General features: G+C 43.8%; 22 protein-coding genes. 13 read left to right on the top strand and 9 right to left on the bottom strand.

Annotated elements, in window-relative coordinates; genetic code table 11:
- The first annotated feature begins 34 nt into the window (after positions 1 to 34).
- The 5 genes from J3P40_RS12600 to J3P40_RS12580 all read left to right on the top strand — a co-directional run bounded on the left by J3P40_RS12600 (position 35) and on the right by J3P40_RS12580 (position 6,315).
- Positions 35 to 2,467 (top strand): AsmA family protein, encoded by a 2,433-nt coding sequence (locus tag J3P40_RS12600; protein ID WP_256006181.1) that lies wholly within the window; start codon positions 35 to 37, stop codon positions 2,465 to 2,467.
- Between the two features lie 2 nt (positions 2,468 to 2,469).
- Positions 2,470 to 2,880 carry an OsmC family protein gene (locus J3P40_RS12595; protein ID WP_256006179.1) on the top strand — a complete coding sequence of 137 codons (411 nt, stop codon included), beginning with the start codon at positions 2,470 to 2,472 and terminating at the stop codon, positions 2,878 to 2,880.
- A gap of 134 nt (positions 2,881 to 3,014) precedes the next feature.
- A complete protein-coding gene (gene proB, locus J3P40_RS12590; protein ID WP_256006176.1) occupies positions 3,015 to 4,049 on the top strand; it encodes a glutamate 5-kinase in 1,035 nt (344 codons plus the stop codon).
- On the top strand, positions 4,049 to 5,296 hold the full coding sequence (locus tag J3P40_RS12585; protein WP_256006173.1) for a glutamate-5-semialdehyde dehydrogenase: 1,248 nt from the start codon (positions 4,049 to 4,051) through the stop codon (positions 5,294 to 5,296). Before proB ends, J3P40_RS12585 begins: the two co-directional genes overlap by 1 nt.
- Positions 5,293 to 6,315, top strand: coding sequence for a LacI family DNA-binding transcriptional regulator (locus J3P40_RS12580; protein WP_256006171.1), 1,023 nt, complete (start codon positions 5,293 to 5,295; stop codon positions 6,313 to 6,315). The genes J3P40_RS12585 and J3P40_RS12580 overlap by 4 nt, the downstream gene beginning before the upstream one ends.
- An 8-nt stretch (positions 6,316 to 6,323) precedes the next feature.
- Here J3P40_RS12580 and J3P40_RS12575 read toward each other — a convergent pair whose 3' ends face one another.
- Complete coding sequence (locus J3P40_RS12575) at positions 6,324 to 8,057, bottom strand: phospho-sugar mutase (protein WP_256006168.1); 1,734 nt, start codon at positions 8,055 to 8,057, stop codon at positions 6,324 to 6,326.
- A 154-nt stretch (positions 8,058 to 8,211) separates the two neighbouring features.
- Between J3P40_RS12575 and J3P40_RS12570 the strand changes: the two genes are divergently transcribed.
- Both J3P40_RS12570 and lysA read left to right on the top strand, forming a co-directional pair.
- Positions 8,212 to 9,525: an aspartate kinase gene (locus J3P40_RS12570; RefSeq protein ID WP_256006164.1), complete on the top strand. Its 1,314-nt coding sequence runs from the start codon at positions 8,212 to 8,214 to the stop codon at positions 9,523 to 9,525.
- Positions 9,526 to 9,699: 174 nt separating this feature from the next.
- Positions 9,700 to 10,875, top strand: coding sequence for a diaminopimelate decarboxylase (lysA, locus tag J3P40_RS12565; RefSeq protein WP_256006160.1), 1,176 nt, complete (start codon positions 9,700 to 9,702; stop codon positions 10,873 to 10,875).
- A 9-nt stretch (positions 10,876 to 10,884) separates the two neighbouring features.
- Here the strand turns inward: lysA and J3P40_RS12560 are convergent, their stop codons facing one another.
- From J3P40_RS12560 to J3P40_RS12550, 3 genes are all read right to left on the bottom strand, one after another.
- Positions 10,885 to 11,265, bottom strand: coding sequence for an SRPBCC domain-containing protein (locus J3P40_RS12560; protein WP_256006158.1), 381 nt, complete (start codon positions 11,263 to 11,265; stop codon positions 10,885 to 10,887).
- Positions 11,252 to 13,828 (bottom strand): DUF3857 domain-containing protein, encoded by a 2,577-nt coding sequence (locus tag J3P40_RS12555; RefSeq protein WP_256006155.1) that lies wholly within the window; start codon positions 13,826 to 13,828, stop codon positions 11,252 to 11,254. Before J3P40_RS12555 ends, J3P40_RS12560 begins: the two co-directional genes overlap by 14 nt.
- A gap of 136 nt (positions 13,829 to 13,964) precedes the next feature.
- A complete protein-coding gene (locus tag J3P40_RS12550; RefSeq protein ID WP_256006153.1) occupies positions 13,965 to 15,155 on the bottom strand; it encodes an acyl-CoA dehydrogenase family protein in 1,191 nt (396 codons plus the stop codon).
- A 40-nt stretch (positions 15,156 to 15,195) separates the two neighbouring features.
- On the opposite strand from J3P40_RS12550, the gene J3P40_RS12545 reads away from it, so the two are divergent.
- Together J3P40_RS12545 and J3P40_RS12540 are read left to right on the top strand one after the other, a co-directional pair.
- Entirely contained in the window at positions 15,196 to 15,573 is a 378-nt protein-coding gene (locus tag J3P40_RS12545; RefSeq protein WP_256006151.1) for a dihydroneopterin aldolase, read from the top strand.
- A 5-nt stretch (positions 15,574 to 15,578) separates the two neighbouring features.
- The gene (locus J3P40_RS12540) at positions 15,579 to 16,976 is read left to right on the top strand and encodes an FAD-binding oxidoreductase (protein ID WP_256006149.1); all 1,398 of its coding nucleotides are present in this window, start codon (positions 15,579 to 15,581) and stop codon (positions 16,974 to 16,976) included.
- On the opposite strand, the gene J3P40_RS12535 is transcribed toward J3P40_RS12540, so the two are convergent.
- A complete protein-coding gene (locus J3P40_RS12535; RefSeq protein ID WP_256006146.1) occupies positions 16,973 to 17,470 on the bottom strand; it encodes an acyl-CoA thioesterase in 498 nt (165 codons plus the stop codon). The genes J3P40_RS12540 and J3P40_RS12535 overlap by 4 nt on opposite strands.
- A gap of 75 nt (positions 17,471 to 17,545) precedes the next feature.
- Between J3P40_RS12535 and J3P40_RS12530 the strand changes: the two genes are divergently transcribed.
- A complete protein-coding gene (locus J3P40_RS12530) occupies positions 17,546 to 17,977 on the top strand; it encodes an Hsp20/alpha crystallin family protein (protein WP_256006143.1) in 432 nt (143 codons plus the stop codon).
- Between the two features lie 45 nt (positions 17,978 to 18,022).
- On the opposite strand, the gene J3P40_RS12525 is transcribed toward J3P40_RS12530, so the two are convergent.
- The gene (locus J3P40_RS12525) at positions 18,023 to 18,511 is read right to left on the bottom strand and encodes a hypothetical protein (RefSeq protein ID WP_256006140.1); all 489 of its coding nucleotides are present in this window, start codon (positions 18,509 to 18,511) and stop codon (positions 18,023 to 18,025) included.
- 117 nt (positions 18,512 to 18,628) lie between these two features.
- On the opposite strand from J3P40_RS12525, the gene J3P40_RS12520 reads away from it, so the two are divergent.
- Entirely contained in the window at positions 18,629 to 19,156 is a 528-nt protein-coding gene (locus J3P40_RS12520; protein ID WP_256006138.1) for a hypothetical protein, read from the top strand.
- Between the two features lie 46 nt (positions 19,157 to 19,202).
- Here the strand turns inward: J3P40_RS12520 and J3P40_RS12515 are convergent, their stop codons facing one another.
- Positions 19,203 to 21,167: a glycoside hydrolase family 97 protein gene (locus J3P40_RS12515; RefSeq protein ID WP_256006135.1), complete on the bottom strand. Its 1,965-nt coding sequence runs from the start codon at positions 21,165 to 21,167 to the stop codon at positions 19,203 to 19,205.
- Positions 21,168 to 21,277: 110 nt separating this feature from the next.
- Here J3P40_RS12515 and J3P40_RS12510 point away from each other — a divergent pair, with 110 nt between their 5' ends.
- Both J3P40_RS12510 and J3P40_RS12505 read left to right on the top strand, forming a co-directional pair.
- Positions 21,278 to 22,636 (top strand): PhoPQ-activated pathogenicity-related family protein, encoded by a 1,359-nt coding sequence (locus tag J3P40_RS12510; protein ID WP_256006133.1) that lies wholly within the window; start codon positions 21,278 to 21,280, stop codon positions 22,634 to 22,636.
- A 50-nt stretch (positions 22,637 to 22,686) separates the two neighbouring features.
- Entirely contained in the window at positions 22,687 to 23,910 is a 1,224-nt protein-coding gene (locus J3P40_RS12505; protein ID WP_256006130.1) for a basic secretory protein-like protein, read from the top strand.
- On the opposite strand, the gene J3P40_RS12500 is transcribed toward J3P40_RS12505, so the two are convergent.
- Positions 23,891 to 24,298 (bottom strand): c-type cytochrome, encoded by a 408-nt coding sequence (locus J3P40_RS12500; RefSeq protein ID WP_256006127.1) that lies wholly within the window; start codon positions 24,296 to 24,298, stop codon positions 23,891 to 23,893. The two genes, J3P40_RS12505 and J3P40_RS12500, sit on opposite strands and share 20 nt — an antisense overlap.
- 5 nt (positions 24,299 to 24,303) lie before the next feature.
- Positions 24,304 to 24,900, bottom strand: a complete 597-nt coding sequence (locus J3P40_RS12495; RefSeq protein ID WP_256006124.1) for an SCO family protein — start codon at positions 24,898 to 24,900, stop codon at positions 24,304 to 24,306.
- Between the last annotated feature and the right edge of the window lie 134 nt (positions 24,901 to 25,034).

Below are 25,034 nucleotides of genomic sequence, written 5' to 3'. Positions count from 1 at the left end.
ATTCAGGTGTTAAGCGTTTGATGATAAACGCTATATGCCAAAGTGGTCTAAAATTGCCATCAGAATATTCGGTGTGCTTGTCTTGGTTGTGCTTGTTATGTATATGGCCATTGCGGCCTATGTTTACTTTAATAGGGAACAACTTCTCGTAAGCATAACAAAGAAATTAAATGAAAATCTGAACGGCAAGATGACCGTGGAAAGCATGGATCCAACCTTCCTGTCGGGATTTCCCTCTGTTTCCATCAAACTAAAAAATGTGCTCCTTAAGGATCGGTATTGGGAAAAGCATCAACATACTCTGCTAAAAGCGGAAGATTTCGAAATCGCGGTAAACGCTTTAGCACTCGTAACGGGCACCATTGACATTAATAAGATCAGTATTCATAAGGCGGCCATCTATCTGTATACGGATAGTACGGGTTACAGCAACAGTTCAATATTCAGACGGGGTGGCAGCGGTACAGACAAGTCTGATCGTGGGGCGGGAGATCTTGAGATCGGCAGGTTAAATCTAAGTAACGTCGACTTTGTGCTTGATAATCAGAAAGGTTATAAAAAGTTTCACTTTAACGTAGACAGGCTAAATGCGGCGGTCGACTACAACTGGTCGGACTGGACAGCAGATATTCGTTTGAAGACGATGGCCAGGAGCTTGGCTTTCAACACAAGAAAAGGAAGCTTTATTAAAGACAAGATACTGGAAGGGCCGTTCAAAATCAGTTATACCGCTAAGACAGGCATGCTGGAAGTTTGGCCTAATGAACTCAAGATCGGAAATCGCCCTTTTCTCATAAGTGGCCGTTTTGATACATCAGTGCCCGATACGCGGTTTGGAATTAATATTGAAGTCGACGATATACGCTGGCGCGAAGCCTCGGCTTTACTGGCCTCCAATATATCTGCTAAATTAAATATGTTTAACTTGGATAAGCCTATAGATGTATATTGCAATATAGCAGGGGATATGGGCCCGGGCGGTGATCCCACTATTAACGTAAAGGCGATCGTAAAAGATAACATTTTAAGCAGTCCGGGTGGCGTGGTAAAGGGATGTGATTTCACCGGAACTTTTACGAATAAAAACCTCGCCTCTCAGCCGCAGGGGGACGAAAACTCGGCTATCAAACTCTATAAGTTCAGGGGCACTTATGAGGAGATTCCTTTTTCAATCGATACCGCGTCGATCGTGAACCTTGACGATCCGGTGGCTACCGGTGTGTTTAAGTCACGCTTCGCAATAGTTAAGCTCAACAATGTGATAGGCGATAATATGCTTAAGTTTGGTGAAGGCACGGCGGATGTGACACTCGCGTATAAAGCGGGTATTGTTGATTTTCAGCTTAACAAGCCCTTTTTGAAAGGGAAAGTTTTCATAAGAAACGGCGATGTAACGTACGTTCCGAGGAAAGTGCGCTTTAAGAACACGGCAATCTCGCTTGATTTCACGGATAACGATCTATTCATCAGAAACATAAAACTGCAAAGCGGGAAAAGCAAGGTGTTTATGGAAGGTTCTATCAAAAACTTTTTGAACCTTTACTACAACGCTCCTGAAAAAATTGTCCTTAACTGGCAGGTAAAAAGTCCGGAGATACATCTGGGAGAGTTCGCGGGCTTTCTTGGAACCCGAAAGCCTAAAGCTAAAAGGCGAACACCGCAGTCAAATTTTTCAGACAACCTCAATGAGGCGTTTGAACGTAGTAACGTAGATATGAATGTAAGCGTCGACAAGCTTTACTATAATAAATTTCTGGCCAGCAATGTAAAAGCCAGTCTGTTAGTTTCAGAATCTGGCATTCAACTCAGGAATGTCAGGCTCAGCCATGCCGGCGGGTCTTTAACTTTAAACGGTGCGGTGACACAGCAACGGGGAGTCAACCGTTTTGGCATCCGCACAGTATTGAATAATGTGGACGTGAAGCGACTTTTCTATGCGTTTGATAATTTTGGGCTAACGTCATTAACTGCAGCAAATCTCCAGGGTTTCATGAACGCGCAGGCTAAAGTAGGGGGGCTTGTGGACGACGAGGGCAAACTGGTCAGAAACTCGATGAATGGTAATGTATCGTTTCTTTTAAGAAAAGGTGTACTGAAAGATTTTGAACCGGTAAAGAACGTGGGCAAATTTGCCTTTCCGTTCCGGGATATGGATAATATTACATTCAGTGACCTGAAGGGGCGGTTCGACATACGTGGAGAGAAGATTATGATAAAACCTATGCAGATCAGTTCAAGTGTGTTGAATATGGACGTTTCGGGAGTTTATTCTATGAATGAGGGTACCAATATCGCGGTGGACGTGCCGCTCCGTAATCCAAAAAAGGATGAGGATCTCACAGATGAAAAGGAAATTAAAGCGCGGAGGATGAAAGGAATAGTGTTACATTTACTGGCAACTGATGGCGAGGATGGTAAAATAAAGATTAAACTGAATAAAAATCGCGACAAATCAAAAACTATATAATTATGAAACGTAATGCAACAGCCGTTTGGAATGGCACAATTAAAGAAGGTTCTGGTCATTTAACAACTGGTAGTAAAGTACTTGATCAGACCCAGTATTCTTTCAATAGCAGGTTTGCAGAAGGTATAGGTACCAACCCGGAAGAGCTTATGGCAGCAGCACATGCGGGTTGCTTCACCATGAAACTGAGCCTGGATTTAACTGAGGCTGGCTTCAATCCAGCGTCGTTGGAGACTACAGGCACCGTTACTATCGACAACGGGGTGATCACAAGTTCTAATCTTGTCCTCAAAGCAAGTATCCCCGGTATAGAGGAAGACAGGTTTCAGGAGATTGCCAAGGGTGCTAAAGAGAATTGCCCGGTGAGTAAGGCCTACAGCGTTGATATTTCACTGGATGCCACGCTGGTCTAGTACCTAAAAATGCCGAACCTAAATCCTCCTGTGCGAAAACTCAGGAGGATTTTTTTATGGAACTGTTTGGGCGTAAAGGTGTATTTTGTATATTTTCGCAAGGCAACCTAAATATTTTTTAAACAAACAAACTAATGAGCAAGTCTATACTTGTTTTGAAGCTGGGTTCAGCTTCTATCACAACGCCTCAGGGAGAGATCGACGAAAGCGTTATTGCCGATATTACCAGACAGGTGGCTATCTTGAATGAAAAACACCACATTATCCTGGTGTCTTCAGGTGCTGTTGCGGCAGGTAAGCGTTATCTGACCAACTATCGCGGACGCATTACGGAGCGGAAAGCAGCTGCGGCTATTGGTAATCCGCTGTTGTTGAATATGTACGCTAAGTATTTCCAGCCCTATGGCATCTCCATTGCTCAAAGTTTGTGCGAACGGCAGCATTTTTCGAAAAGAGCGCAATTTCTTCAATTAAAACAAACTTACGAAGAGCTTTGGAAGAGCGGTATTATACCTATTGCTAATGAAAATGATGTTGTCAGTAACCTGGAACTTAGATTTTCTGATAATGATGAACTTGCCACCTTACTAGGTGTGGGTTTCGGCGCTTCTTTAATTCTTCTTGGCACATCTGTTCCTGGAGTACTGGATAGCGGGGGAGCGGTTGTAAGCCAGATTGACTCTATTAATGATGAAACATTCTCTCTTGCCAATAAAAAGACTTCAGACGTAGGATTAGGGGGTATGACTTCGAAACTCACCTTTGCTCATCTTGCATCGACGATGGGTATTGGTGTCGTAATATTTGGGGCCCGTACGCCGGATGGTGTATTGAAGGCTGTGGAACATCAAACAGGTACATATTGCAAGCCACGGAGCGCCTCGATCTCGGCCCGGAACAAATGGCTGGCGAGCGGAAGCCTGGTAACCGGTAGGCTGATGATAGATAGTGGTGCCTGCGAGGCTATCAGGAAGCGTAAAAGTTTGTTGGCAGTTGGCCTGAAATCAGTTATAGCGCATTTCTCTGACGGGGAAATATTTGAAATCGTAGATGAACAGGAGCAAATCGTTGCCGTTGCTCGGGCAAGAATGTCTTCTGAACGATTTACTTCTGAACTTAAGAAACATAACCTGGAAATCGCTAATGCCAGCGACATTGTGATATTATAATGAAAGTGATACAAGAACAACTGGATCGGGCACTGCGTGCAAAACCAGCAATAGCCGGCATGACAGATGCTGGCAGACAGGGTATTATAAGGCAATTGGCTCAAATGCTGAGCGCTAATAGCGGTGAGATCATCTCAGAAAACCTGAAGGACCTCGCGCGGATGAGTGAGGCGGATCCTAAATTCGATCGATTAAAGCTCAATGAAAGTCGTATTGCCGCGCTGCATGACAGTTTGTTGAAAATAGCGGCCTTGCCCGATCCCACTGGTTGCCTCATTTCGGAGCAGACACTGGATAATGGCCTCTTGGTTCAAAAGAAAACTGTAGCCCTGGGTGTTGTTGGTGTTATTTATGAATCGCGGCCTAATGTTACCGTTGATGTTGCCGCGTTATGTTTGCGTTCTGGAAATGCGTGCTTGCTTCGTGGTGGGCAGGATGCACAGTTCACAAATGCTATTATCATTAGACTTATACAAGACGTTCTCAGCAAAGCCGGCGTGAACAGGGATGTAGTGCAGCAGTTGCCTGCCGACCGAAAGTACATCCTTGACATCCTTAAGGCCAAACACTATATCGATGTGATTATTCCGCGTGGTTCTGCGCAGTTGATTAACTACGTCCGCGAAAATTCGCTGGTTCCTGTTATCGAAACCGGAGCAGGAGTATGCCATACCTATATAGAGCGAACGGCAGATATGCATAAGGCCGTAGACATTGTCGTGAATGCGAAGACTTCGCGTCCGTCAGTTTGTAATGCATTGGATACAATATTGGTCGATGAATTCGTAGCTGCTGAATTTATCAAGGCTTTAGCCTTAGCTTTTTTACCATATAAAATCGAGGTTTTTGCCGACCCTTTAGGTTATGAATTGCTACATGAAGCCGGATATCCTTATCGTAAACGTGCAGGCGCGGAAGATTACGGGAGGGAGTTTTTGGATTTCAAGTGTTCCTTGAAAGTCGTGTCCGGATTAATTGAAGCGCTAGCACATATTGCGATGCATTCCTCGAAGCATTCTGAAGCGATTGTAACAGAAGATAACGAAGCGGCAGATCGTTTCCTGAATGAAGTAGATGCAGCAGCAGTTTATTTAAACGCATCAACACGATTTACAGATGGGGAAGTGTTTGGCCTGGGTGCGGAAATAGGGATTTCGACGCAGAAGCTTCACGCCCGCGGGCCGTTCGCATTAGAAAAATTAGTAACTGAAAAATGGATTATAAAAGGAGAGGGACAAATTAGATGAAACCTACATCAATAAAAGACATAGCGACCCGCGCTAAAGTTTCTATCACGACAGTTTCTTTCATTCTTAACGGGAAGGGCGAGAAAATGCGGATCAGCAGACCTGTCATCGACAATGTCCGGTCGATCATCAGAGAGATGGAATTCGTTCCGAACCAGGTAGCGAGAAGCCTGCGGACCGGAAATACCAAGACAATAGGCTTGATTGTGGAAGACATTTCTAACCCCTTTTTTGCCAGCATTGCGAGGAAGATTGAAGACAAAGCATATAAGCTTGGCTATAAAATCAGTTACTCAAGTACAGAAAACGATGTTCGCAAGGCCAAGGAACTGATCGACATGTTTAAGGCACGTAAGGTCGATGCCTATATTATCGCTCCGGTGCCGGGAATGGAGGCTGAAATAAAGCAGCTGGTGGGTGAGGGAATCCCTGTAGTCATATTTGACAGGAACCTGCATGACCTGGATGTCAATTTTGTTGGTGTAGATAATTTTAACGGAGCATATCTGGCTACTCAGCATTTAATAAACCAGGGTAAGAAGCATATCGGGTTTGTTACGGTTGACCTTGACGTTGATCAGATGAATAACCGCTTTCTGGGTTATAAACAGGCTCTGGCTGATGCTGGAATACCATTTAACGACGAGATTTACAGGGCAGTCGCGTTTGGTAGCAGTGATCTGGCTATCTCCGCTCAATTGATTGAGCTTTTCAGTGAACAACCTGAAATTGACTCGGTTTTATTTTCGACCAACTATTTGGCAATAAAAGGCTTGGGTGCATTAAAAGATTTGGATAGATCGCTTGGCCCCGACCTTGATATTGTATCTTATGACGACCATGACGTCTTTCGCTTACATACACCGCCGATTAGCGTTATAGATCAGCCCATAGAAGATATGGCTGAAAAGATCATTGATATTTTATTACAGGAGTTGACCCGTAATAAAAAGGAAGAACAAATTGAGCAGCGCAGTATGGTTAAAATCGTTCTGCAACCTCGACTTATTGAAAGGTGATTTAGAGGTTAAACCTCTAAATCACTAATAATATTTTTGATTTTTGAACTAAGTTCAGTATTGACTGCTGCAAAAGCATCCCCGCTGGCCAACGGCGCGTTAACACTGCAGTAGAATTTAATTTTAGGCTCTGTGCCTGATGGTCTTGCCGAAATGATGCTCCCGTCTTCGGTCACAAACTGAAGCACGTCCGACTTAGGTAAAGCTAACTGAGACTTACTACCTGATTTTATGTTGGTTTCGATTCCCAATTCGTAGTCTTTAAGCGTGATAACGTCTGAGCCTCCCAATTTCGCAGGCGGATTTGTTCTGAATTTTTCCATCATGGCTTTTATTTCTTCAGCGCCCGACTTACCCTTTTTGGTTATCGACACAAGCTCCTCTTTATAAAAGCCGTACTTCACGTACATGTCAAGTAGCGCGTCATACAAACTGCTGCCCTTATCTTTATAAAACGCAGTCATTTCAGCTATGAATGCACAAGAAATAACTGCATCCTTGTCGCGCACAAGCTCGCCGATAAGGTAGCCATAACTTTCCTCGCCCCCGCCTATAAAGGTCTTCTTGCCTTCAAGTTCGGTCATCATCTTGCCGATCCATTTAAAGCCGGTAAGTGTATTGTAGCAGGTAACCTTCTTTGCAGCTGCTATGGTATCAATCAGGTTAGATGTCACAATCGTTTTCACAATATATTCTTCCCCGGTGAGTTTACCCTTTTCTTCCCAGGCGCTCAATAGGTAATTGATGAGCAGGCTTCCAGTCTGGTTGCCGTTCAACAGCTCAAAATCTCCATTGCTGTTCTTTACTGCGATACCCACGCGGTCAGCGTCCGGATCTGTAGCCAGTACGAGGTCGGCGTCGATTTCTTTAGCTTTCTCCAGTGCAAGTGTAAGCGCTTCTTTTTCTTCCGGGTTGGGATATATTACTGTGGGAAAGTTTCCATCTGGTGTACTTTGTTCTTCAACCAGGGACACGTTTTCAAAGCCAAATTGCTTCAATGCCTGGGGGACAAGCGTAATACCGGTCCCGTGGATCGGGGAGAAAACAATCTTAAGATCTTTCTGCCGCGAGATCGCTTCCGGCGAAACCGACAGTGCTTTGATTTTATCCAGATAGAGCTGGTCGATATCTTCGCCGATAAACTCAACATTCGCGTCGATGCGGTTAAAATTCACCTCATCTATGCTTGTTATCGATGCAACCTTTTCCATCACCATTTTATCGTCCGGGGAAGTAAATTGTCCGCCGTCGGCGCCATACGCCTTATAACCGTTATATTCTTTTGGGTTATGAGACGCTGTAAGCATTACGCCACTTTTACAGCCTAATTCCCGAATGGCAAAAGACAATTCAGGTGTTGGCCTCAGGGCGCTGAAGAAGTATACGTGTATGCCATTGGCAGAAAACACATCAGCTGTTACCTTTGCGAATACATCTGAGTTATTTCGGCTATCGTGCGCTATGGCTACTTTAATTTTTTCCGCAGGGTATTTCTTTAAAAGATAGTTGCTCAATCCTTGCGTAGCAGTCCCAATGGTGTAACGGTTTATACGATTAGAACCGGCTCCCATAATACCCCTTAATCCACCGGTGCCAAACTCAAGGTTCCTGTAAAATGAGTCAGTAAGCTCAGTATAAGCCTGCTGATCCAATAAATCCTTGATTTCCTGCTTGGTAGCATCATCATAATTACCGTTTAACCACTCGTTTACCGTACGTTGGATTCCTGTTTCTAGCTGCATATTAAATTGTGTCTTTTTTTATATGATGTTCTGGAAACAAATAAAATAATCTGAAGGTTTGTTGTGTATTTTATTTAATTTCACGCCCTAATATAGGTATAACATCATTTACATAATATAAACAGACGATAAAATTTAAATATTCCGAAAGAAAATGAAAGTATTAAAGTTTGGAGGAACGTCAGTAGGAAGCCCTGAGCGAATGAGGAGATTGCTGGATATCATTAATCCGGCTGAAGAGCAGATCGTAGTTCTTTCAGCAGTTTCCGGCACCACAAATAGTTTAGTCGAGATTTCAGCCAAACTTTTAGCAGAGGAGAAACAGAAAGCCTTTGATCTCATTGGAGCATTGAAGGAGAAATATAACGAGTTTGTGGCCGACCTCTTGCCTGAGGGGCAATACCGGCAACAAGGTCAGGAGCTGATCGACTATCATTTCAGCTTTTTGACAAACCTGGCGAGTGATCTTTTCACACCGCTGGAGGAAAAGGTTGTTCTGGCGCAGGGCGAGCTTTTATCTACCACTTTGTATCACATTTATCTGAAGTCTATCGGCATTGCTTCGGTACTTTTGCCTGCGCTGGATTTCATGAAAATTGATGAAGACAATGAACCTGATATCCCTTATGCAACGGCTCACCTTAAGCCTTTGCTGGATCAACATAAAAATAACAAAATGTTTATCACTCAAGGATTTATATGTCGGAACAGTTTTGGGGAAGTAGACAACCTAAGACGTGGCGGGAGTGATTATACGGCCTCGCTCATAGGTGCGGCTATATTGGCTGAAGAAGTGCAGATATGGACCGATATTGACGGTATGCATAATAATGATCCGCGTATTGTAAAAGGGACTAAACCCATTGCCCATTTAACATTTGATGAAGCTGCTGAATTAGCATATTTTGGCGCGAAGATTTTGCATCCGCAGTCGGTATTTCCTGCACAAAAATATCAGATTCCTGTGCGTTTGCTTAACACTATGGAACCGGGTGCCCCCGGCACGATGATTTCCACTCAAAGCGAAAAAGGTAAAATTAAATCTATAGCTGCGAAGGACGGAATTACTGCAATTAAGATCCATTCGAGCAGAATGTTACTGGCCTACGGTTTTCTCAGGAAGGTATTTGAGATATTTGAGCGTTACAAGACCCCGATTGATATGATTACCACGTCTGAGGTAGCCATATCACTGACAGTTGATATGACGGACAACCTGGAAGCAATTAAAGAAGAGCTGCTTGCATTCGGAACAGTAGAGGTTGACCGCGACCAGTCAATCGTTTGCGTAGTTGGAGATTTCAGTGCCGAAAAGCACGGATATGCGGCGCGTGTATTGGATGCTATCAAGCACATACCGCTGCGAATGATATCTTACGGCGGAAGTGATTACAATATTTCATTGCTAATTAATACTGAGGATAAGGCGGAAGCGCTGAAAAGTCTGCATAACCGGCTTTTTGACTAACGCCGTTTAAGCCAAAACAAAACTGCAGCTACAATTAGCAATAACAGAATAAAAAATCGTTTTCGCTTATTGTACTCATAAGTGCTGATCCGCCCATTGCGATAGTCGATATAATTACCTGCGTAGATAAGTGCGCAAAATACAATAAAACTGATAATAAGAAACTTAAACACGATGTTTTCTTCTAAAGATATTTCTGATTTCGCCGAGCTGGAAACCCCATTTTACTACTATGACCTCAACCTGCTTCAGCAAACTTTGCTAGCTTGCGCCGACGCGGCTAAGGTATATAATTTTCATGTGCATTACGCGATGAAGGCAAACTTTAACCCGAAGGTTCTGGATGCGATAAAGCTCGCCGGACTGGGTGCTGATTGTGTAAGCGGTGGCGAGGTAAGTAAAGCTTTGGAGGTAGGTTTTGATAAGCGTAAGGTCGTTTTTGCTGGTGTGGGTAAATCTGATAAGGAAATTGTAGCCGCGCTAAACAGCGATATCTTCTGTTTCAATGTTGAATCCATCCAGGAACTGGAAGTCATTAACGGACTTGCTGAAATACATGGAAGGCGTGCCCGGGTTGCGATTCGTATCAATCCGAATGTAGATGCTCATACACATCATAATATAACCACAGGGCTGGATGAGAACAAGTTCGGAATCAATTCGTGGGATTTACCGGCATGTGCCGAGATGCTTAGACAATCGGCTCAGCTGGACTTTGTTGGTATTCACTTCCACATCGGCTCACAGATTACCAATCTTGACGTATACAAAAACCTTTGTGTACGCGTTAACGAGTTTGCTTCATGGTTTGAGGAGCGTGGGTTTCTTGTTAAAGTTCTCAACGTTGGGGGTGGACTGGGTATTGACTATCATAATCCGGACAATCAGATTCCTGATTTTGAAGCCTATTTTAAAATATTCCGTGATTTTCTGGAAGTTCGGCCTAATCAGGAGGTGCATTTTGAACTGGGGAGGGCACTGGTAGGTCAATGCGCATCACTGGTAAGCCGAGTTCTATATGTGAAGAATGGCAAAAAGAAGAATTTTGTCATACTTGATGCTGGTATGACTGAACTGATGCGTCCGGCACTTTACCAGGCCTATCATCAGATTGAAAATCTGAGCAGGAGAGAGCACGTTCAGCTAGCCAACTTGATAAAATATGATATTGTAGGCCCAATTTGCGAGAGTACTGACTGTTTTGGCAAGGAAGTGGAGCTTCCGGAAACCTTTCGTGGCGATTTCGTTACGCTAAGAAGTGCGGGGGCATATGGAGAAGTAATGGCTTCCAATTACAACCTCAGAAATGAGATGAGGTCAGTATACACGGTTAATGAGCTCGCGGACTAAACGCGAGCTCTATTCTTCGAAGAAATCAAGTAGTCCGCCAATGAAATATTCATTCAATCCTTCGGTAAAGTCAGCATAATCTTGGTCTGGGATATTCGTCTGAACAAATTCCATCGAAGTTCCCTTCTTATCCTCATGAAGTTTTATGGTAACAATTGATGCTTCCTCCTGGTCGCCGAAGTACCACTGCTGAACGATTTTTTTGCCATATTCAAAATCGAGGTTTTTGCCGCTTATGTCTCCATCCCAAAGTGAAAACTCCGTCCCAGGTACATCTACAAAATCAGCTTCCGCACCTGTCCATAACTGAATGCTCTGCGCTTTGGTGAGCGCAAGATAAACCTCCTCAGGTGTTGCGGGTATGTGAGTATATTTTTTAAACGTTTTCATGTTCTGTTTCAGCAGTTTTTATCTCTATCTGAGATTTTGGCTCAGAAGCGTTTGCATAATATAAATCGAGGGCCGACTGCCATGCAAATTTAGGATATGTGAACACAAATGTATCCCTGACCCGTTCAGATTTTAACAAATATAAAATCCAGGCAAAGCTGTAAAGAGTACCGAAGATCACTTGCACCACCGCTTCGGGTGTTGTAAAAGATACGTCTTGAGATCTGTTGATCAGCCCGCCTACCAAAAAGTCCGACAGCAAGAGTGCTATATTGATCGCTGTCAGGATGATGAAATGTTTCGGAAATTCTCTCCTGCGCTGAAAGAAAATCACCATGCAAAATATACTGTACGTAAAGAGGATTGAAAACAGAATTGTTTCAAGCAGGAAATAAGATTTGAGTGGAAGAGCCCAACTACCAAAGCTTGTGATGTTCATCCATACTGTCTTGTTGAATACACCCGAGTTCAAAACTCCATGTATCAGTAGAATTGGGAGAACTACGATACGTATTGCAAGCAATATTAACCAGCCTTTGATCTCTGTTGCATTCGCAATAGCGTTTACATTAAAAGTGCCCGGTGTTTTAAACAGCCGGAAAAAGATAAAGCCCGAGACCGCGGCAGCAAGCATATACGTGATCGCGGTAAATTGATTCGGGCCAGTCGCTGTTTCAGCGTTTATGCTTCGTCTGACGTAATGAGTCAGATATTCGTCGATCTTTTTCACATCTTTTGCGTATGCTCTGGCTTTATCGGAAGCTAAAAAAGAAGACATGTTTCGATAAGTATAACTAAATCTTAATTCCCGGTCTCGCTGACTGGTGTAAATATCAAAATGGTAGTCGCCGGTTTCAACCTGAAAACTGTCTTCAGATGGACTGACATCGTAAGGCATATCTACAAAGATATTCTGCTCCACATTCAAGTCTTCATCTAGCAAAACGGGCGACAATCTGGCGCTTATCGGGATCTTCCGAAGATTAGCGTTGATAATATCACCATAGAAATAAACCACCTTGTCTTTTATTTCGTCGTTGTCTGCCCAGATATTCTTGATTTCATACGATTCAGTAACTTCGATGGTATTCGATTCTTCATGATCTTCTACTTTTAGCGATTCTGCGACTGAAATGTCTGGATACATATTCTCGAAGTATTCAAAGAAATTTTTCTCCATGCCGTCAAGACCAGATTCGGCCAACTGCTCACGAAATGTGTCGGCGTAATTGCTCGTATATATACTGGTTACAACCAGGTTAGTTGTTGCGTTAGTGGTAGTGTCTGCCAAATTAAAGCGCAAATTACTGGTTAATTTCCCGAGAGTTTTTCTTTCAATCAAATCCAGCTTATTATTTCCTTTTTTCAGGACCAGGACATATCCATAGGGCGGCGGATAGAAGTCGTCGAATCCGCCACGTTGGTAACTCATTGTCGGATCAATCCATGTGTAATAATTATCAAGGTTAACTACTACAATGACATGGTTAAAGGCAAATGGGCTGGGTAATGATTCATTGGTCTTAACTGTGGTATAAGTATTTGCATATACCAGGCTGGCATCAATTCCCTTGGCTTTCAGCAGTTCTACCAGGAGGAGTGACTTATCCTTACAATCGCCATAGCGCTGGGTAAGGATCTTTTCCGGTGGGTTTGGCTTGTGCGAATAGATTCCTGTTTCTATACCCATGTACCTGATCTCATCCTGCACAAATCGGGTAGCAAGTGTGATGTACTTCTTCTTATCATCGCCGGCCAGATCAGACAAATCTTTAACCTTCGTTTTAAACAGTATAGAATTACTTTTTGGATAATGACTTACATTCAAACCCCATTCTACCACTTCTGACCAGTTTTTATACTCCGATACTGCTGTCCGGCTAATGGGGTTATACCAGGACGGTTCATAATCGACCGTTCGATGAGTTTTTGTTAGCGTACTTTCCCATTCATAGATACGCATACCTGCCTTTTGTGAAACGCGTCCAAGCGTCTTATTTCCGAAGTCTTTTAACTTTATTGCTCTTTTGTTTGAAAAAATTATATTGGTATAAAGATGGCCAATGCTACTTCCGCCCTCAAAATATAAGGTGTTAGCGTACTTCTTTCCATATATTGGATTTGTACCTTTCAATGTATATGCAAATTCAATACGGTCGCCCTTTCTTACATCTTCTATGAGAAAAAAAGCGTCATATGTGCCACTATATATAAATCTGGAAAGTTCCTTTTCCGTCTGAAGCACCTTAAAATTAGCTTTGTTTAGTTTGTCGAAAGCCTTGCCTCCTCTCCACAAAATGACTTTGTGGAAAATCAACTTCTGAAAGCTCGGGTCGTATTCAACGCTTATCTGGGAACCATACTGAACCCCTGCATCCGAGACGATTTCACGAATGACACGACTGTACTCTTCGTGAAGTTCGGCATGATTCTGATTTTCAACGAACGATAAAAAATACCCATCCGATATATCTTTAGAAGCCGGCCTGGTGTTTTTTGGTTCAACCTTGACAAGCCATGTGGGAAACTCGCGGTCGATTGAAAAGTTCTTCTTCTGTGCCACAGAAGAAAGACCAGGAAGTAGTAGAAATATTAGGACAACGGCGAATAAATTCCGGATGAGGAAATTCAGTAGGCATCTGTTGCAAGATGAGAACGTTATTAAAAGCATACAAATCAGAAATTGCTAATTTAATAAATTACTTGAAAGCGTTCAATCCTGTAATATCCATTCCCGTAATTAACAGATGAATATCGTGTGTGCCTTCGTAAGTAACAACCGACTCGAGGTTCATCATGTGACGCATCACTGAGAACTCACCCGTGATCCCCATCCCGCCCAGGATCTGTCTGGCATTTCTGGCGACGTCAAGCGCCATTTCCACACTGTTACGTTTTGCCATCGATATTTGTTCAGGAGTGGCGCGCCCTTCGTTTTTTAAAATCCCGAGCCGCCAAACCATAAGCTGGGCTTTAGTGATTTCGGTGATCATCTCGGCAAGTTTCCTTTGCTGCAATTGAAAGCTGCCTATAGGGCGGCCAAACTGCAGGCGTTCCTTCGCATATCTCAAAGCGGTATTATAGCAATCCATTGCAGCACCTATGGCACCCCAGGCGATTCCAAAGCGGGCCTGGTTTAGACAGTCGAGCGGGCCCTTCAAACCGATGGTGTCGGGGAGGATATTTTCTTTTGGAACCCGGACCTGATCAAAAACCAGTTCACCTGTAGCCGAAGCGCGCAAACTCCATTTGCCATGAGTTTCTGGTGTTGAAAATCCTTGCATGCCACGCTCCAGTATCATTCCTCTAACTTTTCCTTGTTCATCTTTCGCCCATACAATCGCAATATCGGCAAATGGAGCGTTAGAGATCCACATCTTTGCACCATTGAGAAGATAATAGTCACCCTGATCTGAAATTCGGCTGATCATTCCGCCAGGGTTAGATCCATGGTCAGGCTCGGTTAGCCCAAAACAGCCCATTAGCTTTCCGCTGGCAAGTGCCGGAAGGTATTTCCTGCGCTGCTCTTCTGTACCATACCTGAATATCGGATACATCACAAGAGAGCCCTGCACCGATGCCGTCGACCGGATGCCCGAATCACCCCGCTCGATCTCCTGCATCAAAATCCCGTACGATATATAGTCAAGTTCTGCTCCGCCGTATTCAGCAGGTATTGTTGGTCCAAATGCTCCAAGATCTGCCAGGCCATCAATCAGTTGCTTTGGGAATTCCGCACGCTGGGCATAATCTTCAATTATGGGGCTGAGTGCTTTTTTTACCCATTCGCGTGCTGAGGATCTTACCATTTTATGTTCCTGGGATAGTAGATCATCGAGAGCATAGTAATCGGGCGATTCGTACAGGTCTTTTTTTGTGTGAATGTTCATTTTTAAGCTATATTTGGCTGGTCGGTACCAGCCAAAGTTAATGAATTCGCAAAATTTTACCCAAACTGTCGCCCTGCGCGATGTAAAGTGTTATGCCTATCACGGCTTTTATCCTGAGGAACAGCTTACGGGGATCTATTTCAGTGTCGACATAGTGGTCAATTTTGTCCCTAAAGGCGACACAGAGGATATAGAGCAGACTGTAAACTATGAGGTTCTTAATAATATTATTATTGAAGAGATGCAGCGGACTCAGAAGATGCTTGAGACCGTTGTACGCAGGATTATAGATCGTGTAATCTCTGGTTATCCCTTTTTACGCACTGCTGAAGTCAGTATTAAAAAGCTGAGTCCGCCGATGCCAGGGCAGGTTGGACACTCTTTCGTACAATTAAAATACTGTTCAGACAACAACTGAATATCATGCTATACAACTCCGTCACCGAGGAAATTCTTGAAAAAATTCGTCATACTGCAGGAACTGCCAATGTCTTTGTAGATGATGAATCACTTGAAAAATATGCACAGGATGAAACAGAAGATCTGAAATATCGTCCGGAAGTAGTGGTGAAGGCTGAAACTCCCGAGGTGATTGCCGCTTTACTCAAACTATGTAATCTTTACAACATTCCTCTGACCCCGAGAGGGGGAGGTACAGGGCTGAGTGGCGGCGCTTTGCCAATACATGGCGGTATCCTGCTTTCTATGGAGCGCTTTAAAAATATCATAAATATAGATACGGCAAATCTGCAAGCTGTTGTTGAACCGGGCGTTATCACTGAAGAATTTATAAATGCAGTAGCGGAGCACGGTTTGCTTTATCCTGTAGACCCGTCCAGTAAAGGGTCCTGCTTCATAGGTGGAAACGTGGCGCATTGTTCCGGTGGACCGCGCGTGGTAAAATATGGCACTATCCGGGAGTATATTCTAAATCTGGAGGTAGTACTGCCTTCGGGGGAGATTATCTGGACTGGGGCCAATACGCTGAAGTATGCTTCGGGATATAATCTTACACAATTAATGATCGGATCGGAAGGCACATTGGGTATCGTAACGAAGATTGTGACCAAACTGATTCCGAAGCATCAGCAAAGCGTGCTCATGCTCGCAGAATTCTCCGGGAACGAAACGGCGTGTGCGGCAGTTTCGGCGATATTCAGAGCTGGTGTGACCCCTTCGGCGCTAGAATTCATGGAACGAAAAGGGGTTGAATGGGTGATCCGCTACGACGATATCCGCTTTGACGTTAACCCCGGGGTGGAAGCTTATTTACTTATAGAGCTGGATGGTGACAATATGGACAACATCTTTCAAGATTGTGATAGGGTAAACGAGGTGCTCGAAGCATTTGGCTGCAGTAACGTGTTATTCGCAGATACTGCTATGCAAAAAGAGGAGTTGTGGCGTATGCGTCGTACGATGGCTGAATCAGTCAAATCTAACTCCGTTTACAAAGAAGAGGATACTGTGGTGCCTCGGGCAGCTCTTCCCGAACTTATTAAGGGAATAAAGGAAACGGGCAGTCGATATGGATTCGATAGTATTTGTTACGGACATGCCGGCGACGGAAATCTGCATGTAAATATTATCAAGGCTGGCATGAGTGATTCCGACTGGAAGGAGAAATTAAAAGATGGTATCGCAGAGATTTTTAAACTCACAACGGCATTAGGCGGAACTATATCCGGCGAGCATGGTATCGGGCTTGTTCAAAAAGAATATATGCCGATCAAGTACTCTGAAGTACACCTCGGAATTATGAGGGCTATTAAGAGCGTATTCGATCCTAATCATATCCTTAACCCGGGAAAGATCTTTTAGTGTTCGTTTAGCTGCTCAAAAATCAGCATCTTATTTCTTTCGTTATGAGGTATTTGCACTGGTGCGTTCTGCACATAGCTGAAGGCTACACAGACGGTTTTTCCTTTACTGCATATGACCTCATCGTTGTTCTTCTGCTTTACGAAGAGGTATTCTAACTCAAAACTTGTATTTCCTATTTTCGATGTGCGCACATATATGCTGATCTTGTCGTCAGGCAGAATTGGAACAATGTAATCGAGGCTTGCCCGGGCTATAATAACCCCTGTCGTTTTCCAATCCCATTGTATTGCCTGTTTCCAATATTTGCTTCGGGCGATTTCCATGAAAGTGAAATACGCGGCGTTATTTACATGCCCCATCATATCAAAATCCGCAAACCGGGTTTCTATCGTAGTCTTATACTTGAATGTGTCTACATCGATCTCCGTACTTTCTTCTGTCGTTTTGTCTTGTTGTTTTCGTTTTTTACGCCAAATTGTCTCAAAAATCATAGAAAAGCTTGTTGGTATAAGAGTTGACTAAAGTTGTAGGTAGATAATAAAATTGAAACTTAATAAGAATAAACGATGACACTAGTAAAATTTAACAACCGTACCAGAAACACCGCACCTTATTTCAACAATGTATTCGATTCTTTGTTTAGCGAAGCGATAAATAAAAATCTGACCGTAAATAAAGTGCCTGGCGTAAACATTCTGGAAGATGAGCAAGGTTATAAAATTGAACTTGCAGCTCCGGGTATCGGGAAAGAAGATTTTCAGATCAACCTTATCAAGAATACGTTGACGATATCGTCAGATAAAAAACAGGCCGAGACAGAAGAAAAGAAGAATTTCACCCGGAAAGAATTTGAGTATACCTCATTTTCAAGATCTTTTGTGTTACCTGAAAGCGTAAATACGGACAGTATCGAAGCCCATTATCAGGATGGTATACTCCGTATTTCTATTGGCAAAGAAAACAGTCAGTCACAGGTGCGGGATATTAAGGTTTCTTAAAAACCAGCTTGACATAAAAGGCAGCACCTAAGGTGCTGCCTTTTTTTATTTCTGTTCCATTCGAAGCAGTTCCTGTTTTAATTCCTGCACACGTTGCTCGTATTGTCTGCTCTCCAGATAAAAATATATCGCAAAAGCCAGGAATATCTTGCCTAGCAAAAAAACAATGAGGAACAGCCAGCGCCAAATTTTATGCACACGCATATGACTGGAGTTGCCTTCAACCTCAATATAGTTCTCCCTGGAATTCGTGTTGCTCCTGTGGTCTTTACTCCGACCGTCAGGATATGGGCTGAATGGAGTCTGAATAAGTTCATTAACGCGGTCTTCAATTTTATTGAAGGTAGACGGAGGCGGAGGTACTCCCAAATTCATAGTAATATGACTTATATCTGCTTCAATCTCCTCCATAGCCAAAGCTACTTGAGGGAATCTTTCCTTAAGATGCATCAATTCCTCAATTTCCTTGTCGGATGCCGAACCAAGTAAGTAACTTTCAATTACTCCACTCTCTATATACTTATCAATCTCCACAGTTTTAAGAAGCACATGCTACACGCCTAAAGTACGGTCTTTTATCGAACCCGGCAAAACATAAATTGAATCTCCGGGTAGATGCTAATCTACATACTTAATGTTTAACTTTGAGTGATGAAATGTTTTTTGTTCCAGATACTTCTTTTAATATTTACTACAACCGGATTTGCACAGGTTAGCTACACTAGTGCCGTGCTAGATCAGGAACCATATTTTGCCCGGTACGCTGCCAAACCCTCAGATTCCCTGTTTCAGAAAGATATACAGATCATACGTGGTTCTGTCAAACTCGATAGTATTGATGCTGAAATACTAAAAGCACCGGTTTTGGCTGCACTGCTTGTTGAGCAGGTGCGGAAAGGCAAGCCTGCGACATACCGCACTATTATAGAGTTTATCACTTTGTTCAAAACAACGCCTGCGTACCAAGATTTTCGTACAGGTGTTCTCCTTTATAAGAAGTTAGAAGCCATAAAGGTAAACCTGGATCATTGGGATGATGATAAAATGCTATTTGTGAGGCTTGGCTGGACTGAGAACGACCTTGAGGATTTTAAGAGTTTTATAGAGAAACAGCAACCAAAACAAATGACCTACAAGGATGCCTATGTCCAATACATGAAAGAAATTGAATCTCTATAAATAAAGAAGGCCCCGTTTCAAGGGCCTTCCAGAGAGTTTCTTTTGCTTAATTAATTACAGCAGCAAAACCACCGTTACGAACCATCTTCACAGGTATCGAGTCGCCGGCTTTAACCTGTATTGTTTTCTTTCTGTAATCCATGGCCTGTCTGCCGGCATTAATTCCGTCCTCAAAGTACGTCATCGTGTACGTACGTCCCTTTTCCAGGAAGTCGAGCGCTACCGATATATTTCGCTCCTCTTTCTTGCCATTCGTCATACCGCCAATGTACCATTTGTCCCCTTTGCGTTTTGCTACAACAGCTACTTCACCCACCGTAGCTTCAAGAGCCTTTGTTTCATCCCAAGTAGTCGGCACTTGAGTGATAAATTCAGTACATTCCTGGTTTTTATAATACAATGTCGGATTATCCGCGAGCATTTGCAATCCACTCTCAAAAATCACGAACAATGCAAGCTGATAAGCCCTTGTGCCAATACTGGCGGCATTCGGCCGTTCGGCACGATAGACATTCGGCTGCATGCTGATCATTGCGCCCGGTGTGTAATCCATTGGGCCGACCGCATTTCGCATGAATGGAAGGAAAATACTGTTGTCAGGATAGCAGCCACCCATCTGCTCCATACCCCGCACACCTTCGTAAGAAATCACATTCGGGTATTTATATTCCAATCCCGCGGGTTTAAAGGAGCCGTGGAAATCAACAAATAGCTCATGTTTAGCGGCTTCTTTTGCAACATTTTCATAGTAATTAACCATCCACTGATCGCTGCGATCCATAAAATCGATTTTGACACCCTTAACTCCCCAGTCTTTAAAGGTCTTAAACAAATCCATGTTGTTGTGAACAGTAAGCCATGTAAGCCACAAAACGACGCCGACATTTTTTTCTTTTCCGTAGCGGATGAGCTCATGAACATCAACTTTCGGATTTGGCGTGTAAGGATCACGCGTGCTATTGGCCCATCCTTCATCCATGATGATGTATTTCATGCCGAACTTTGCAGCAAAATCAATATAATATTTATAAGTCTCAAGGTTGTAACCGGCGACAAAGTTTACGTCAGGGCCGTAAGGGGAGGCGTCATTCCACCATTCCCAGCTCACCTGACCTGGCTTCACCCAGCTTGGGTCTTTGATCACACTTTTCGAAGCGAGCTTCAGTGTCATGGTGTTTTCCAACAACTGCTTATCCTCTTTTGTAATCACAAAATACCGCCACGGGAAAGTCCTTGATCCGGTTGTTTTTGCAATATAGTCGGCCTCTTTCAAGATCTTAACACTACGGTCGCCATCATCACCGAACTCAAGCGGAACTTTAGGAAAAGTTGCGGCCATGCCGTTATCACCTGTGCCCTTTAAAAACATACAAGGATAGTCAGACAAATCAGATTCGCTGATCAGTACCTTATATTTCTTTTTCGTGTCGATAAGAACAGGAAGCGTAGACATCTTATTTTCCGGCTTCCAATCTTTAGAGGCCAAATGTGTGTATATCTCTTCGTAAGCTGTCTTAAACCCGCCAGCCTGTTGCAGGTGTAAGGCATACTCGGCAGGGAAATTTACAGAGAAGTCTTCGTTTAATATTTCTAGCGAGCCTTTCTTCTTAGTTATAAAACGGTATGCTACACCCTCATCGAACGCGCGGAACTCTACCGCGTAATCTCCTTTGAAATTCAGTAGCAAAGAGTTGTAGTCGTTCTTTACGGAAGCATACTTTAACGCGATATAGGGTTTCAGAACCTCATTACCTTTAAGCCTTTTCATGCTCAGCAGTCTGGGGTTACTGCCCAGCGTTTCGTTTTTTAAATTCAGCGCAAGATGGTTTTTTTCAAGAAGAGTTTCGCCGTCGCAGGAAACCGTGTAATAAATCCTGTCGGCTATGTTGAGGGATACCTTAATTTCTCCATTCGGCGAGGACAACTCCTGTGTCTTGCTCTGGGCTTGTAAGCCCGTACAAATACCTGCAACAGCGATCAGCAGCAGCAACAATTTTTTGTTAAAATTCATTTTGTGTTTATTGGTTGGTTAATAGATGCATAGATATGCACGGCCTTAAAGGTAGCAATTCATTTTTATTATTCTTAAATTACCCTTTTATTAGCCCCATTAGTTTTGTTATGAAACTCCATCTCCGTACCATACGCCTGCTTTGTTTGTTTCTGCTCGGTGTTTGCCAGGCTGCCTTCACTCAGCCATCTGTTACGCCTTCCACGGCCTTAAGTCATTATGTGAACAAGGCCGACAACGCTTATCAGTGGCAGATGCGCGACAGTTACGAGGTAGGCGGCGTCAGGGCGTATCGCATACTTCTCACTTCCCAGCAGTGGCGCTCACTAACCTGGAAGCACGAACTTATAGTTTTAGTGCCTCCTGGTAAAATAAAAGAGGATGCTCTGCTGTTCATAAGCGGTGGCAGCGTCGGAAAGGAGGGTTTGCCTAACTGGTCATCTTCAGGTGACGCTGCACTAAAGATGTTTGCGGGTATTGCCAGCCAAAACGGGGCTATTGTTTCTATGCTCAAACAAACGCCCAATCAGCCACTTTTTAACGGATTGTATGAAGATGCATTGATCTCTTATACGCTGCATCGTTACAAATCCGACAACGATTACACATGGCCTTTGCTCTTTCCCATGGTTAAGTCGGCCTGCCGTGCCATGGATGCGGTACAGGAATTTTCGAAATCTGAGCTTCAGCATTCTCTCAAGGGATTTGTCGTATCCGGGGCATCAAAGAGGGGCTGGACCACATGGCTGACCGCTGCCACGGATAGCCGCGTAAAAGGCATAGTACCAATGGTGATTGACATGCTCAACATACCTGTTAGCATGAAATACCAGATTACCAATTGGAACGATTATAGTCCACAGATCCAGGATTATGTAAAACTAGGCCTGGTGCAGGACATGGGTTCGGGATTAAGTAATGACCTGGTACAAATGATCGATCCCTACAGCTACAGGAAGGTCTTGACAATGCCTAAATTAATGATCATGGGAACCAACGACGAGTACTGGCCCGTTGACAATGTGAAAAACTATTTCAATGAACTTTCCGGCAACAAACAGCTTAAATACGTAGCCAATGTCGGCCATAACCTTGGTGATTTTCAGGAAGCCGCGGATGCGCTCAGCGCATTCTTCGGATATACAGTTAACCATAAGGACTATCCGGTTTGCAGTTGGAAGTCGGCCGTGTCGCAGTCGTCCTTAAAACTCGACGTGGGCAATAGCGGCGGTAAAGTCACAGAGGTTACGTTGTGGGAGGCCAGTTCGCCCGATCGCGATTTCAGAAACGACAGATGGAGCAGCAGACCTCTTAAAATCGCTGGTGCAAAGCGGTTTATCGTCAGCGAAACCTTGCCGTCGAAAGGTTATAAGGCTTTTTATCTGGACCTGAAATATATTAATGAACAGGGGCGTGCTTACAGGCAAAGTACCAGGGTGTTTCTGCTCGGCAGCAGCGGTGTTTTATAGTATTCTATATAAAATCCTATATTTAGCGAATAACCAAAACCTAAATTTGAATGAAAAAGTCAACCCTGACCATGTTTTCGGCATGCCTCATGCTCTCTGCCTGCCTGAGTTTCAGCTGTAGTAAAAAAGAAAAGCCTACTCCCCCCGAACCAGAACCAGAAAAGCCCATCAAAGAAGAGCCAAAGCCTTTGATCGAAGAAAAGGACATCACGAGTCTCGCTACTTTATTTGTCAGCACAGAAAACCAGTTCGGCAAGGCGTCCAAGGAAGGGTCGCCTAAATTGATTGATAATGATAAAGCGACAAAGTATCTTATACAATCTTACACCCCTGCATTTTACATTCAGTTTTCATTTGCTGAGCCGAAACTTATTGCGTCGTACGCATTCACGTCCGGCGATGACGCCGATGGGAGGGACCCCGAAAACTGGACCGTTACAGGTTCGCTCGATGGAAGCACCTGGGTACAGTTGGATAAGCAGGACTATGAATTCTTTCCCGAGCGTACGCAAACAAAGCGGTATTATTTTGTTAATCCTACGGCTTACAAATATTACCGGGTAAACATAACAGGAATTCGGGGAGGGGGCCTGTTCCAACTATCGGAACTCCGACTTTTCCAGATGCCATCGAACCTCCAGAAGGTGTTGCCATTCAGTACCACGGAAACGATTACAGCGGGCAAGAACACGCTGATATTTGTTAATAAATCAAATCTTCTTACGCTTCCGGTTAAAAACGGCCTCATTAACGTTTTCAAAGAGAACTATCAGCGTATGGCCGACCTTTATAATCCTGACGCTAAAACGAAAGTGGTATTTGTCGTAGATGCGGCATACGAAGGCGTAGCCGCTGCTTTCGGTGGGGCAGTGATCCGTTACGACCCGGACTGGTTCGTAAGTAATCCGACAGACCTTGATGTAGCTACACATGAGCTGATGCATGTGGTACAGTCCTATCCCTACGTAGCCGATGCAGGCTGGGTAACTGAAGGTATCGCCGACTATGTTCGTTTTACGCATGGACTTACAAATCCGGTCGCTAAATGGACGCTGCCTGCATTTTCAAGCAATCAGTCTTACAAAGACGCTTACCGGGTAACTGCAAGATTTTTTCTATGGCTGGAAAAAAATGGATACGAGGGCATTGTTATAAAGCTCGATAAAAGTATGCGTACTGCAGCCTACACCACAGGAACGTTCTGGCCTGCAAATACGGGGAAGACGGTCGACCAGCTTTGGGCCGATTATGCCGCTAATCCGAACCAGATTTAGTCAGATCAGATGCAACCTGCTCGGGTGTGTACATCCCTTGTTTATTGCCAAAACTATTGGTGATAAAAACAACCACCTGAGCGATGTCAATATTGGCCATATCCTCTGCTGCCGGCATTTCATTCTTACCATGTTTGATCAGTGCCGGCAGCTGATGTTTGTTAGACTTCATCCAGATGGTGTCCGTAAGCGGTGGATACAAATCAGCCAAACCCTCGCCCTTTGATCCATGGCAGTTCTGGCACTTTTTTATATAAAGGTCGCGGCCGTTGGTATAATAGATGTCCTGCTGTAATTGCTCCGTACTCTGGCAGGAGGCTGCAATGAGACAAAAAGTAAGGCAACCTCCAAGTACGCCCGCAGTCCTGAATTTAAGCCTCAGATGCATGATCGTTAATTCTTAACTTCTTGCAGTAAAACCGGAATATCCTTCTTTAGCTGCGCTACCTGTTTGTCATCCGTACCGTCGTATACGCCTCTGATCTGTCTCTTGCCGTCTATCAGCACAAAGTACCCCGCATGCACGTAATTTTCTTTAGCAGTACTGTCTTCCATCACAGTAACCAGGTAGTCCTTTTCTGCAATGGTGTAAACACTGTCTTTACTGCCATACACAAACTGCCAGCGACCATCATCAACGCCGAGTTTTTTTGCGTAACGCTTCAGTGCAGAAGGCTTATCATATTTGAAATCAATAGTATGGGATAAGAACATCAGCTCAGGTCTGTCCTGAAAGTCCTCATATAGATCCTTCATATTGCGGTGCATGATCGGACATATCGTGGTGCAGGACGTGAAAAAGAAATCAGCAATGTAAATCTTGTTCCCGAAGGTCTGGTTCGTAATGGCTACACTATCCTGATTCAGGAAACTGAAGTCGGAAATCGGCTTCTGGCTTAGCACCGGCAGAGGCTTTTCTTCTTTGCACGAAGGCAAAAGGATTGGGGAAGCGAGGATCAGAAGGCAGGCAAGGAAGTTAAATAATTTCATATGATGTGATTTCAAAGTAAGAGAGACGCACAAATGTAGTTTGTTTTCTACAATTTAAAGTCAAGGAGTGCGTTACTTTTGTACCTTTGCACAAAATTTCTGGGCAGTTGGCTAACTGCCCGATTATTCATAGA

Source organism: Pedobacter deserti (assembly GCF_024436415.1).
Taxonomy (GTDB): Bacteria; Bacteroidota; Bacteroidia; order Sphingobacteriales; family Sphingobacteriaceae; genus Pedobacter; species Pedobacter faecalis.
Note: the sequence above shows the minus strand (reverse complement) of the source record. Positions and strands in the feature narration are given on the sequence as shown.